This window comes from Pseudomonas sp. QS1027 (assembly GCF_002814235.1).
Taxonomy (GTDB): domain Bacteria; phylum Pseudomonadota; class Gammaproteobacteria; order Pseudomonadales; family Pseudomonadaceae; genus Aquipseudomonas.
The window spans coordinates 1-12,644 of sequence record NZ_PHSU01000003.1; the positions used below are offsets into that span (position 1 = coordinate 1).

At 61.9% G+C, this 12,644-nt stretch carries 11 protein-coding genes; 8 read left to right on the plus strand and 3 right to left on the minus strand.

Annotated features, from left to right (window positions below; genetic code table 11):
* The 3 genes from dapC to map all read right to left on the minus strand — a co-directional run.
* Positions 1-1,192: succinyldiaminopimelate transaminase (gene dapC / locus CWE01_RS00555; RefSeq protein WP_100938577.1), on the minus strand; the 1,192-nt coding region annotated here is incomplete at its 3' end.
* 36 nt (positions 1,193-1,228) lie between these two features.
* A complete protein-coding gene (locus tag CWE01_RS00560) occupies positions 1,229-3,931 on the minus strand; it encodes a [protein-PII] uridylyltransferase (RefSeq protein ID WP_100938578.1) in 2,703 nt (900 codons plus the stop codon).
* A 57-nt stretch (positions 3,932-3,988) separates the two neighbouring features.
* Complete coding sequence (gene map, locus CWE01_RS00565) at positions 3,989-4,771, minus strand: type I methionyl aminopeptidase (protein ID WP_100938579.1); 783 nt, start codon at positions 4,769-4,771, stop codon at positions 3,989-3,991.
* Positions 4,772-5,166: 395 nt separating this feature from the next.
* Between map and rpsB the strand changes: the two genes are divergently transcribed.
* From rpsB to rseP, 8 genes are all read left to right on the plus strand, one after another.
* On the plus strand, positions 5,167-5,907 hold the full coding sequence (rpsB, locus tag CWE01_RS00570; RefSeq protein ID WP_100938580.1) for a 30S ribosomal protein S2: 741 nt from the start codon (positions 5,167-5,169) through the stop codon (positions 5,905-5,907).
* 189 nt (positions 5,908-6,096) lie between these two features.
* On the plus strand, positions 6,097-6,960 hold the full coding sequence (gene tsf / locus CWE01_RS00575) for a translation elongation factor Ts (protein ID WP_100938581.1): 864 nt from the start codon (positions 6,097-6,099) through the stop codon (positions 6,958-6,960).
* Between the two features lie 202 nt (positions 6,961-7,162).
* Entirely contained in the window at positions 7,163-7,906 is a 744-nt protein-coding gene (pyrH, locus tag CWE01_RS00580; RefSeq protein ID WP_003172271.1) for a UMP kinase, read from the plus strand.
* Positions 7,903-8,460, plus strand: coding sequence for a ribosome recycling factor (gene frr, locus CWE01_RS00585; protein WP_100938582.1), 558 nt, complete (start codon positions 7,903-7,905; stop codon positions 8,458-8,460). The genes pyrH and frr overlap by 4 nt, the downstream gene beginning before the upstream one ends.
* 16 nt (positions 8,461-8,476) lie before the next feature.
* Positions 8,477-9,232 (plus strand): polyprenyl diphosphate synthase, encoded by a 756-nt coding sequence (gene uppS / locus CWE01_RS00590; RefSeq protein WP_100938583.1) that lies wholly within the window; start codon positions 8,477-8,479, stop codon positions 9,230-9,232.
* Entirely contained in the window at positions 9,232-10,038 is an 807-nt protein-coding gene (locus CWE01_RS00595; protein WP_100938584.1) for a phosphatidate cytidylyltransferase, read from the plus strand. The genes uppS and CWE01_RS00595 overlap by 1 nt, the downstream gene beginning before the upstream one ends.
* On the plus strand, positions 10,035-11,225 hold the full coding sequence (gene ispC / locus CWE01_RS00600) for a 1-deoxy-D-xylulose-5-phosphate reductoisomerase (protein ID WP_100938585.1): 1,191 nt from the start codon (positions 10,035-10,037) through the stop codon (positions 11,223-11,225). Before CWE01_RS00595 ends, ispC begins: the two co-directional genes overlap by 4 nt.
* 51 nt (positions 11,226-11,276) lie before the next feature.
* Positions 11,277-12,629 (plus strand): sigma E protease regulator RseP, encoded by a 1,353-nt coding sequence (rseP, locus tag CWE01_RS00605; RefSeq protein ID WP_100938586.1) that lies wholly within the window; start codon positions 11,277-11,279, stop codon positions 12,627-12,629.
* The last annotated feature ends 15 nt before the right edge of the window (positions 12,630-12,644 follow it).

The window sequence follows — 12,644 nt, forward strand, 5'->3', positions numbered from 1 at the left end:
GGCGCTGGATGAAGGCGCGAATCCGCTCGGCGGCTTCGACGCACTCGGCCAGTGGCGCAACCAGGGCCATGCGCACGCGCCCGGCTCCTGGATTGACGCCGTCCACTTCGCGGGACAGGTAGGAACCCGGCACCACCGTCACATGTTCCTCGGCAAACAGGTCACGGCAGAACGCCGCATCATCGCCCTGCACATTCGGCCACAGGTAGAAGCTGCCATCCGGACGCTGTACATCCAGCACGGGGGCCAGGATCTCCAGCACCGCGTCGAACTTCTCCCGATACAGCGCACGGTTGGCCCGCACATGGATTTCGTCGTTCCAGGCCGCGACGCTGGCCAGTTGGGTCTGCACCGGCATCGCGCAGCCGTGGTAGGTGCGATACAGCAGGAAGGCCTTGAGAATATCCGCGTCACCGGCAACAAAACCCGAACGCAGCCCCGGCAGGTTGGAGCGCTTGGACAGGCTGTGGAACACCACGCAACGCTTGAAGTCCTTGCGACCCAGCGCCACGCAGGCGCTGAGCAGGCCCGGCGGCGGGGTCTGTTCGTCGAAGTACAGCTCGCTGTAGCACTCGTCGGCGGCGATCACGAAGTCGTGCTCGTCGGCCAGGGCGATCAGTTTCTTCAAGGTTTCCAGCGGGATCAGCGCCCCGGTCGGATTGCCCGGCGAGCACAGGAACAGGATCTGGCAACGCTGCCAGATCTCCACCGGCACGGCGTCGAAGTCAGGGTTGAAGCCATTCTCGTCCAGGCACGGCAGGTAGTGCGGCTTGGCCCCGGCGAGGAAGGCCGCGCCTTCGTAGATCTGATAGAAGGGGTTGGGGCTGACCACCAGCGCGTCGTCGCCACGATTGACCACGGTCTGGGTGAAGGCGAACAGCGCCTCACGGGTGCCATTGACCGGCAGGATATTGCGCGCCGGGTCGATCCAGCCGCTCGGCACGCCAAAACGCCGCTCGCACCAGCCGGCGATGGCTTCACGCAGGGCCGGTACGCCGAGGGTGGTCGGGTACACGGCCATCTGTTCCAGGTTGGCGGTCAGGGCTTCGGCGACAAACGCCGGCGAGCGGTGCTTCGGTTCGCCGATGGACAGGGCGATCGGTCGCTTGTCCGCGTTCGGCGTCACGCTGCCGAGCAGGGCGCGGAGTTTCTCGAACGGGTAGGGCTGCAACTGGTTCAGGGCGTTGTTCATCGGTAACGGTGCTCGCTTCATTCAGGTGTCGGCGCGTCAGATACTCAGGCGCATCGTTTCAAGGGGCGGTTCGGCGTTGACGCTCAACTGTTCGACGATGGCGTCCTGCAATCGGCTGCACAGCTGCGGGTCGGACAGCGGTTGGTTGTCGGCGTCGGTAATGAAGAACACGTCTTCCACCCGCTCGCCGAGGGTGGCGATCTTGGCGTTCTGCAGCGACAGGTCGAACTCCAGGAAGATCTTTCCAATCCGCGCCAGCAGCCCGGGACGGTCCGGCGCGCTCAGCTCCAGCACCGTGACCGGGCGCTGGGCGTCGTTGTGGATGGTGACCTGGGGCGCGAAGGCGAAGTGCTTGAGCTGGCGCGGGACCCGGCGCTGGATGATGGTCGGGTAGTCGTCCGGGTTGCGCAGGGCTTCGGTCAGGCCGTCGCGGATCTGCTTGACCCGCTTCGCGTTGTCGCCGATGGAGCCGCCGTCGTTGTCCAGCACGATGTAGGTGTCGAGGGTGAACTGGCTGCTGGAGGTGATGACCCGGGCGTCGTGGATGTTCAGGTTGAGCTGGTCCATCGCGGCCACGGTCACGGCGAAGAAGTCGTGCTGGTCCGGGGCGTAGATGAAGATCTGCGTGCCGCCTTCGAATTCGCGCTGGGTGGTTTCCTTGATCAGCACCAACGGGCCGCCATCGGCCGGCTGTTGCAGGATCGCGTCACTGTGCCAGGCGACGTCGCCGGCGGTGTGACGCAGGAAGTAGTCATCGCCCAGTTGCGACCAGAGCTGCTCGACATCGTCCGGGTCGGTGCCGGCGCGCACCAGGATATCCAGGGCGGCGCTCTGGGTCTGGCGAATCTGCTCCTCGCGGTCCACCGGGTTTTCCAGGCCGCGGCGCAGGGCGCGCTTGGTCTCGGTGTAGAGCTGGCGCAACAGGCTGGCGCGCCAGGAGTTCCACAGGCTCGGGTTGGTCGCGTTGATGTCGGCGACGGTCAGCACGTAGAGGTAGTCCAGGTGCACCTGGTCGCCGACGCTCTGGGCAAAGTCATGGATGACCTGCGGGTCGGACAGGTCCTTGCGCTGGGCGGTGGTGGACATCACCAGATGGTTCTGCACCAGCCAGACGATCAGGCGGCTGTCCCACGGCGGCAGTTGGTGACGCGCGCAGAATGCCTCGGCATCCACCGCGCCGAGTTCCGAATGGTCGCCGTGGCGGCCCTTGCCGATGTCGTGGTAGAGCCCGGCCATGTAGATCAGTTCGGGCTTGGGCAGCTTGGCCATGAGCTTGGCGGCCAGCGGGAATTTCTCCGAGACCTGGGTGTACTGCAGTTTGCGCAGGTGCTTGATCAGGTTCAGGGTGTGGGCGTCGACCGTATAGATATGGAACAGGTCGTGCTGCATCTGCCCGACGATATCGCCGAACTCCGGCAGATAGCGCCCTAGGATGCCGTAGCGGTTCATCCGGCGCAGGTTGCGGTGGATGCCGATCTTGCACTTGAACAGCTCGATGAACAGGCTGGTGTTGCGGATATCGTTGCGGAAATCGTCGTCGATCAGGTGCCGGTGTTCCCGCAGCAGACGGATGGTGTCGGCGCGCACGCCCTTGATTTCCGGCTGCTGGGCCATCAGCACGAAGATTTCCAGCATGGCGAACGGCGTGCGGCGGAAGACGTTGGGGTTGCTCGCCTCGATATAGCCGTCGTGCAACTGGAAGCGCGAGTTCAACGGTTGCGGCGGCGCTTCGTCTTCCGGGGCGAGGATGATTTCCTCGAAGTGCTGGATGATCAGGTCGCTGAGCTGGGCAATGCTCATGACCACCCGGTAGTACTGCTGCATGAAGTTTTCGATGGCCTGTTTCGCATCGTCGCCCTTGAAACCCAGCAGCCCGGCGATGCTGCGCTGGTGGTCGAAGAGCAGGCGGTCTTCGGCACGGCCGGCGAGCATGTGCAGGGCGTAGCGGACTTTCCAGAGGAACTCCTGGGACGAGGCCAGCAGGGCATTTTCGCTCTCCACCAGAAAGCCTTCGCCGGCCAGGGCCCGCAAGTTCAGGGTGCCGTACTGGCGACGGGCGACCCAGAGGATCGTCTGGATATCCCGCAGGCCACCGGGGGAGCCCTTGACGTTGGGTTCCAGGTTGTATTCGGTGTCGTTGTACTTGTGGTGGCGAGCCTTCTGTTCGGCGCGCTTGGCCAGGAAAAAGTCCTTGCTCGGCCACATGTGCGCGGTGCTGGTGACATCGAGCATGCGCTGGCGCAGGTGCTCGGGACCGGCAACGGTGCGGCTTTCCATCAGGTTGGTGATGATCGTCAGGTCGGCCCGGGCCTCTTCGGCGCACTCATCGACCGAGCGCACGCTCTGGCCGACTTCCAGGCCGATGTCCCACAGCAGGGTGAGGAAACGCTCGATGGAATCGCGAAAGATCTCGTGGTCGGCGCTGTCGAGCAGGATCAGCAGGTCGATGTCCGAGTAGGGATGCAGTTCGCCACGACCGTAGCCGCCGACCGCCACCAGGGCGATGTCGGCGTCTTCGCTCCAGCTGAACTGGTCCCAGGCCTGTCGCAGGATGTTATCGACGAACCAGGCGCGGTCTTCGATCAGCCGGCGGATATCGCGCCCGACCCGAAAGCGTTCATCCAGCACCTCGCGGGCCTGGCGGATGGCTTTCTTGAAGGCGGCGATGGGGCTGGCCTTCAGTGCCAGTTCCGCCTGGAACTGGCCGCGGTCGAAGAGTTCGGGATCCACCTGCGGCATCGATTGGCTTTCCTTGGGTTCTATAGGCGTTCTGTATAAGGCGGCAGGTGCAAGCGATCAGGCCGAGACGCGGGGGATGGTCTCATCGCTGCGCAGGGTGAAGATCTCATAGCCGGTGTCGGTGACCAGCAGGGTGTGCTCCCACTGGGCCGACAGCTTGCGGTCCTTGGTGATCGCGGTCCAGCCGTCGCCCAGCACCTTGGTGTCGGCCTTGCCCTGGTTGATCATCGGTTCGATGGTGAAGGTCATGCCGGCCTTGAGTTCCATGCCGGTGCCGGCGCGGCCGTAGTGGAGGATCTGCGGCTCTTCGTGGAACACCTTGCCGATGCCGTGGCCGCAGAACTCGCGGACCACCGAGAAGCCGTTCTTTTCCGCGTGCTTCTGGATGATTTCACCGATGTCGCCCAGGCGGCAGCCGGGCTTGACGATCTCGATGGCCTTGTACATGCATTCCTGGGTGATCTGCGACAGGCGCTCGGCCCAGACCGGCACGGTGCCGACGTGGAACATCTTGCTGGTGTCGCCGTGGTAGCCGTCCTTGATCACGGTCACGTCGATGTTCACCGTGTCGCCATCCTTGAGCGGCTTGTCGCCGGGGATGCCGTGGCAGACCACATGGTTGACCGAGGTGCAGATCGACTTCGGGAAACCCTTGTAGTTGAGCGGGGCGGGGATGGCCTGCTGGACGTTGACCATATAGTCGTGGCAGATACGGTCGAGTTCCTCGGTGGTGACGCCGGGCTTGACGTGTTCACCGATCATTTCCAGTACATCGGCAGCCAGGCGGCCAGCGACACGCATTTTTGCGATGTCCTCGGGGGTTTTGAGGGTGACGGTCATACAGGCTCTCTTTTACGCGCCGGGCGCGAATCAACACGGAATGGGGTGAAAACGGCGGGGCCGCGATGGCTGGCCCGGGGTTTCAGCACCCTTAAAAGCGCGATTCTACCAGACGCAAGGGGTAAACCATGAGCGCCCGGCTATCGCTTCTCTCTATAAGATGGGGCCATTCTGGCCTGAATCCAGGGCGCGCGCAAAAGCCCGGGAGGGGAAATGCGAATGCGGGTTTCGTTTTGGTCGTCGCTGTGGTATAAAATGCGCCGCTTTCCGGGGATAGCCCCGCGAAGCTTAAATCCACACACGTGTCGACACGATGACCTGGGTGCCTTCAGCTGATGCTGCTGGTTGGTCATTGGGATACGTGGAGGCCAAACCCGACTTATCAAGGAACTATCATGTCCCAAGTCAACATGCGCGATATGCTGAAGGCCGGTGTGCACTTCGGTCACCAGACCCGTTACTGGAACCCGAAAATGGGTAAGTACATTTTCGGCGCGCGTAACAAGATCCACATCATCAACCTTGAAAAAACCCTGCCAATGTTCAACGAAGCTCTGACTTTCGTAGAGCGTCTGGCCCAGGGCAAAAACAAGATTCTGTTCGTCGGCACCAAGCGTTCCGCTGGCAAGATCGTTGCTGAAGAAGCAGCACGTTGCGGTTCGCCGTACGTCGATCACCGCTGGTTGGGCGGCATGCTGACCAACTTCAAAACCATCCGTGCTTCGATCAAGCGTCTGCGTGACCTTGAAATCCAAGCCGAAGACGGTACTTTCGCCAAGCTGACCAAGAAAGAGGCGCTGATGCGCACTCGCGACCTGGAAAAGCTCGATCGTTCCCTGGGTGGTATCAAGGACATGGGCGGTCTGCCTGACGCACTGTTCGTGATCGACGTTGACCACGAGCGCATCGCGATCACCGAAGCCAACAAGCTGGGCATCCCGGTTATCGGCGTAGTCGATACCAACAGCAGCCCTGAAGGCGTTGACTACATCATCCCAGGCAACGATGACGCCATCCGCGCCATCCAGCTGTACATGGGTTCGATGGCTGACGCTGTGATCCGTGGCCGCAACAACAACGGTGGCGGTACCGTCGAGTTCGCTACTGAAGAAGCTCCGGTCGCCGCAGCTGAGTAATTGACGCCCTGGCGTTGACTCAGTAAGCAAAAAGGGGGCTTGGCCCCCTTTTTGCCACCTCGAAAACCGTTTGTCGGTGGTGCCGCTACAGCCTTTGTAATGTGCAGCCGCTACAACGGGGTCGGGAAGAATTGAACGCCCGTTCGATCGGGTGGAATGGTTGATAACCTATCCAAGAGGAATTTTGAAATGGCAGAGATTACTGCAGCGTTGGTCAAAGAACTGCGCGAGCGTACCGGCGAAGGCATGATGGACTGCAAGAAAGCCTTGACCAAGGCTGACGGCGACATCGAAAAAGCCATTGATGACATGCGCGCTTCGGGCGCCATCAAGGCTGCCAAGAAAGCAGGCAACATTGCTGCTGAAGGCGCCATCGCAATCAAGGGCGACGGCAAGGCTGCCGTGATCCTGGAAGTGAACTCGCAGACCGACTTCCTGGCTCTGCAAGACGACTTCAAGGCCTTCGTTGCTGCCAGCGTTGAAAAAGCCTTCGCTGACAAACTGACCGACGCAGCTCCGCTGATCGCCGCTCAGGAATCGGCACGTGAAGCCCTGGTTGCCAAAGTCGGCGAAAACGTCAACATCCGTCGCCTGGCTCGTATCGAAGGTGATGTGGTCGGCGCTTACCTGCACGGCAACAAGATCGGTGTGGTTGTGGCCCTCAAAGGCGGCAACGAAGACCTGGCCAAAGACGTTGCCATGCACGTTGCGGCAACCAACCCTGAGTTCCTGCTGCCATCGCAGGTCTCCGCTGAAGCCATCGAACGCGAAAAAGGCGTTTTCCTGAGCCTCAACGAAGACAAGATCAAAGGCAAGCCAGCTGAAATCGTTGAAAAAATGGTCAGCGGCCGTATCAGCAAGTTCCTGGCCGAAGCCAGCCTGGTTGAACAAGCTTTCGTTAAAAACCCGGAAGTCACCGTGGGTGCCCTGGTCAAGAAAGCCGGCGCTGAAATCGTTTCCTTCACTTACTTCAAAGTAGGTGATGGCATCGAGAAGCCAGTGGACAACTTCGCTGAAGAAGTTGCTGCTCAGCTGGCTGCCAACAAGCAATAAGACGGTTTTCAACTGTCGACCCAAGAGGCTGCCCGCTCACGCGCGCAGCCTCTTTTCAAATGGGAGGAGAGGTTTCTCTTTTTCCACTCGGAACCGTCTTACAAGGATGTGTTCTGATGGCGCTGTAGCAGCGCCAAGCTAGAGTAAGCGCAGGCTGCAAACAGCTCGCAAGATTTTTTAAACGCCGCAGGAGAGATTCGCAATGGCTCAGCAGGGCAGTGGCTATCAAGCTCGCTATAAACGCATTCTACTCAAACTTAGCGGCGAGGCCCTGATGGGCTCGGAAGAGTTCGGGATCGACCCGAAGGTTCTGGATCGCATGGCGCTGGAAGTCGGCCAACTGGTCGGCATCGGCGTTCAGGTCGGTCTGGTGATCGGCGGTGGCAACCTGTTCCGCGGCGCCGCCTTGAGTGCTGCCGGGATGGACCGTGTCACCGGCGACCACATGGGCATGCTGGCCACCGTGATGAACGCGCTGGCGATGCGCGACGCGCTGGAACGTGCGAATATCTCGGCCATCGTGATGTCGGCGATTTCCATGGTCGGCGTGACCGATCACTATGATCGCCGCAAGGCCATGCGTCACCTCAACGCCAAGGAAGTGGTGATCTTCGCGGCCGGTACCGGCAATCCGTTCTTCACCACGGATTCGGCAGCCTGCCTGCGTGCGATTGAAATCGACGCCGATGTGGTGCTCAAGGCGACCAAGGTCGATGGCGTTTACACCGCGGACCCATTCAAAGACCCGCATGCCGAGAAGTTCGATCATCTGACCTACGATGAAGTGCTGGATCGCAAGCTGGGTGTCATGGACCTCACCGCTATCTGCCTGTGCCGCGATCACAAGATGCCGCTGCGCGTATTTAACATGAACAAGCCCGGCGCCCTGCTGAACATCGTACATGGCGGCGCTGAAGGAACCCTGATCGAGGAAGGCCAACAATGATCAACGAAATCAAGAAAGACGCTCAAGAGCGCATGAAGAAGTCCCTCGAATCCCTGGCCCATGCGTTTGGCCGGATTCGTACCGGGCAGGCTCACCCAAGCATCCTGGAAGGCGTGATGGTGCCTTATTACGGCACTGACACCCCGATCAAGCAGGTCGCCAACATCACCGTCAAGGACGCGCGCACCCTGCAGGTCGTGGCGTTCGAGCGCAACATGCTCGGTGCCGTGGACAAGGCGATCGGCAGTGCCGGCCTGAACCTCAACCCGACCAACCTGGGCGAGCTGCTGCTGATCTCGATGCCGGCGCTGACCGAAGAGACTCGCCGTGGTTTCACCAAGCAAGCTCGTGAAGAAGCGGAAAACGCTCGTATTGCCGTGCGTAATATCCGTCGCGACGTGCTGGGCGACCTGAAGGACCTGGTCAAGGAAAAAGAGATCAGTGAAGACGAAGAGCGTCGTGCGGCTGACGATATCCAGAAGCTGACCGACAAGTTCGTGGCGGAAATCGAAGTGGCCGTGAAGCAAAAAGAAGCGGACCTGATGGCCGTTTAAGGGTCAGGACGTTTTCATGGAAAAGACCAAGCAGGCTGTGCCGTCCTCGGTGCCGCGCCATGTTGCAATCATCATGGACGGCAATAACCGCTGGGCGAAGAAACGCTTTTTGCCCGGTGTTGCCGGGCACAAGGCTGGCGTCGACGCGGTGCGCGCCGTCATTGAAGTGTGTGCCGAGGCCGGGGTCGAGGTATTGACCCTGTTCGCGTTCTCCAGCGAGAACTGGCAGCGTCCCGCCGACGAAGTCAGTGCCTTGATGGACCTGTTCTTCAAGGCGCTGCGTCGCGAGGCCAAGCGTCTCAACGAGAACAATATCAGCCTGCGGATCATTGGCGACCGCTCGCGCTTTCACCCTGAGCTGCAAGCAGCGATGCGTGAGGCGGAAGCGGCGACGGCCGGCAGCAATCGGTTCATTCTGCAGATCGCCGCCAATTATGGCGGGCAATGGGATATCGCCCAGGCAGCTCAGCGCCTGGCCCGTGAAGTACAGGCCGGGCATCTGCGCCCGGACGATATCACCCCCGAACTGCTGCAGACCTGCCTGGCCACCGGCGACCTGCCGTTGCCGGACCTGTGCATCCGTACCGGTGGCGAACATCGCATCAGCAATTTCCTGTTGTGGCAGTTGGCCTATGCCGAGCTGTATTTCTCCGACCTGTTCTGGCCGGACTTCAAACACGAAGCCATGCGCAATGCGCTGGCCGATTTTGCTTCCCGCCAGCGTCGCTTCGGTAAAACGAGCGAACAGGTCGAAGCAGGAGCCCGGGTTTAATGCTCAAGCAACGCATCATCACGGCACTCATTCTCCTGCCCATCGCCTTGTGCGGGTTCTTCCTGCTCGAAGGCGCGGGCTTTGCGCTGTTCATCGGCCTGGTCGTCACCCTCGGCGCCTGGGAATGGGCGCGCCTGGCGGGGTTTGAAGCGCAGCCGGCCCGCGTGGCCTATGCGGCGCTGGTCGCGGTGCTGCTGTTCTTCATGTACATCCTGCCCAACCTGGCGCCCTGGGTGCTGGGGGCGGCGGTGTTGTGGTGGGGCCTGGCGGCGTTCCTGGTGCTGACCTATCCGCGCACCAGCGCGCACTGGTCGACCACCGCGAGCAAGCTGGTGATCGGTTTCCTGATCCTGCTGCCGGCCTGGCAAGGCTTGATCCTGATCAAGCAGGAGCCGTTGGGCAACTGGTTGATCATGGCGGTGATGATCCTGGTCTGGGGCGCCGATATCGGCGCCTACTTTTCCGGCAAGGCCTTCGGCAAGCGCAAGCTGGCGCCGTCGGTCAGCCCGGGCAAGAGCTGGGAAGGCGTCTACGGCGGCCTGGCTCTGAGCCTGGTGATCACCGCGGTGGTCGGGGTCGTACGCGGCTGGGGCGCCGGGCAGATGATTGCCAGCCTGCTGGGTGCGGCGCTGATCGTGGTGATTTCGGTGGTCGGTGACTTGACCGAAAGCATGTTCAAGCGCCAATCGGGGGTCAAGGACAGCAGCAACCTGTTGCCCGGGCATGGCGGTATCCTCGATCGTATCGATAGCCTGACGGCGGCCATTCCGACCTTTGCCGTACTCCTGTGGATCGCTGCATCGTGAGCCGCCCACAGCAAATTACCGTTCTGGGTGCCACCGGTTCCATCGGCCTGAGCACCCTGGATGTCATCGCCCGTCATCCGCAGCGTTACCAGGCCTTTGCCTTGAGCGGTTTCAGTCGGCTGGCTGAGCTGTTTGCCCTGTGCGTGCGGCATCGTCCGCGTTATGCGGTGGTGCCTGAGGCGTCCGCGGCGCGTGGCTTGCAGGAGCAGCTGCGTAGCGCTGGCCTGGCGACCGAAGTGCTGGTGGGGGAGGCGGGCCTGTGCCAGATCGCCGCCGATCCCGAGGTCGATGCGGTGATGGCGGCGATCGTCGGCGCGGCGGGCTTGCGTCCTACGCTGGCGGCGGTCGAAGCCGGCAAGAAGATTCTGCTGGCTAATAAGGAGGCGCTGGTGATGACCGGTGCGCTCTTTATGCAGGCGGTACGCAAGAGCGGTTCGGTGCTGCTGCCGATCGACAGCGAACACAATGCGATTTTCCAGTGCCTGCCCCAGGATCACGCCCGTGGCCTGGCGGCGGTCGGTGTGCGACGGATCCTGCTGACCGCCTCGGGTGGTCCGTTCCGGCAAACACCGCTGGGCGAACTGGCCGATGTCACCCCCGAGCAGGCGTGCGCCCATCCCACCTGGTCGATGGGGCGCAAGATCTCGGTCGACTCGGCGAGCATGATGAACAAGGGCCTGGAGCTGATCGAGGCGTGCTGGTTGTTCGATGCCAAGCCGTCCCAGGTCGAGGTGGTGATCCACCCGCAGAGTGTGATTCACTCCCTGGTCGATTACGTTGATGGTTCGGTTCTGGCGCAGTTGGGTAACCCGGACATGCGCACGCCGATCGCCAATGCCCTGGCCTGGCCTGAGCGGATCGACTCCGGCGCGGCGCCGCTGGACCTGTTTGCCGTGGCGCGCCTGGATTTCCAGGCCCCGGACGAACAGCGTTTTCCTTGCCTGCGCCTGGCCCGCGAAGCGGCCGAGGCCGGAGGCAGTGCGCCGGCGATGTTGAACGCGGCGAATGAAGTCGCGGTGGCGGCATTTCTCGAACGGCGCATCCGTTACCTCGAGATCGCGAGTATCATCGAGGACGTTTTAAACCTGGAGCCGGTGGTCGCGGTCAACGAGCTCGACGCGGTATTCGCGGCAGACGCCAAGGCCAGGGCCCTGGCCGAGCAATGGCTGAGTCGCCACGGGCGATGAATCTGGCGTAGCCTTCGGGGCTGTCGGCACCTGGGATTGCGGAGAAAGTAAATGAGCGCGCTCTATATGATAGTCGGCACCCTGGTGGCCCTGGGTGTGCTGGTGACCTTCCACGAATTCGGCCACTTCTGGGTGGCCCGTCGTTGCGGCGTCAAGGTCCTGCGTTTTTCCGTGGGCTTCGGCATGCCGCTGCTGCGTTGGCACGATCGCCAGGGCACCGAGTTCGTGGTTGCCGCGATTCCGTTGGGCGGCTACGTGAAAATGCTCGACGAGCGTGAGGCTGAAGTCCCGCCGGAGCTGCTCGACCAGGCTTTCAACCGCAAGTCGGTGCGCCAGCGTATTGCAATCGTCGCCGCCGGCCCGATTGCCAACTTTCTCCTGGCCATCGTGTTTTTCTGGGGCCTGGCGATGCTCGGCAGCCAGCAGGTGCGTCCAGTCATCGGTACCGTGGAAAGCGGCAGCCTGGCCGAGAAGGCCGGCTTGAGCAGCGGTCAGGAAATCGTTGCTGTCGACGGCGAACCGACCACCGGCTGGGGCGCGGTCAATCTTCAGTTGGTGCGTCGCCTGGGGGAAAGCGGCACCCTGCAATTGCGGGTCCGTGAGCCTGGCTCGACGGCCGACTCGCCGCGCGAACTGGCGCTGGACCACTGGTTGCAAGGCGCCGATGAGCCCGATCCGATCAAGTCCCTGGGGATTCGCCCATGGCGTCCGGCGCTGGCGCCGGTGCTGGCCGAACTCGATCCGAAGGGCCCGGCCCAGGCCGCCGGCCTCAAGACCGGCGACCGCCTGTTGGCGGTGAATGACCAGCCCCTGAACGATTGGCAGCAGGTGGTGGATTGGGTCCGTGTACGTCCTGATACCAAAATTGTGCTGCACGTCGAGCGTGATGGTGCTCAAATCGACGTCCCGCTGACCCTGGCCAGCCGCGGCGAAGGCAAGGTGGCGAGTGGTTATCTGGGGGCCGGCGTCAAGGCGGTGGACTGGCCGCCGGAGATGGTCCGAGAGGTCAGTTACGGGCCTCTGGCGGCGATTGGCGAAGGTGCTCGACGCACTTGGACCATGAGCGTCCTGACCCTGGACTCGCTGAAGAAAATGTTGTTCGGCGAGCTCTCGGTAAAAAACTTGAGTGGACCGATAACCATTGCTAAAGTGGCGGGCGCTTCGGCCCAGTCGGGCGTCGCTGATTTCCTGAATTTCCTGGCTTATCTGAGTATCAGCCTGGGGGTTCTGAATTTGTTGCCCATCCCGGTACTGGATGGGGGGCATTTGCTGTTTTATCTGATCGAGTGGGCGCGTGGTCGTCCCTTGTCGGATCGGGTGCAAGGTTGGGGGATTCAGATCGGTATCAGTTTGGTGGTTGGGGTGATGTTGCTTGCCCTGGTCAACGATCTGGGTCGACTGTAACGCTTCGCGAAAATT

What these genes read in the sequence shown, in the direction of transcription:
- map (WP_100938579.1), bottom strand. Translation starts at nt 4,771, where the DNA reads ATGACCGTCACCCTCAAAACCCCCGAGGACATCGCAAAAATGCGTGTC.
- CWE01_RS00560 (WP_100938578.1), bottom strand. Translation starts at nt 3,931, where the DNA reads ATGCCGCAGGTGGATCCCGAACTCTTCGACCGCGGCCAGTTCCAGGCG.
- pyrH (WP_003172271.1), top strand. Translation starts at nt 7,163, where the DNA reads ATGGCTCAGCAGGGCAGTGGCTATCAAGCTCGCTATAAACGCATTCTA.
- uppS (WP_100938583.1), top strand. Translation starts at nt 8,477, where the DNA reads ATGGAAAAGACCAAGCAGGCTGTGCCGTCCTCGGTGCCGCGCCATGTT.
- rpsB (WP_100938580.1), top strand. Translation starts at nt 5,167, where the DNA reads ATGTCCCAAGTCAACATGCGCGATATGCTGAAGGCCGGTGTGCACTTC.
- rseP (WP_100938586.1), top strand. Translation starts at nt 11,277, where the DNA reads ATGAGCGCGCTCTATATGATAGTCGGCACCCTGGTGGCCCTGGGTGTG.
- tsf (WP_100938581.1), top strand. Translation starts at nt 6,097, where the DNA reads ATGGCAGAGATTACTGCAGCGTTGGTCAAAGAACTGCGCGAGCGTACC.
- CWE01_RS00595 (WP_100938584.1), top strand. Translation starts at nt 9,232, where the DNA reads ATGCTCAAGCAACGCATCATCACGGCACTCATTCTCCTGCCCATCGCC.
- frr (WP_100938582.1), top strand. Translation starts at nt 7,903, where the DNA reads ATGATCAACGAAATCAAGAAAGACGCTCAAGAGCGCATGAAGAAGTCC.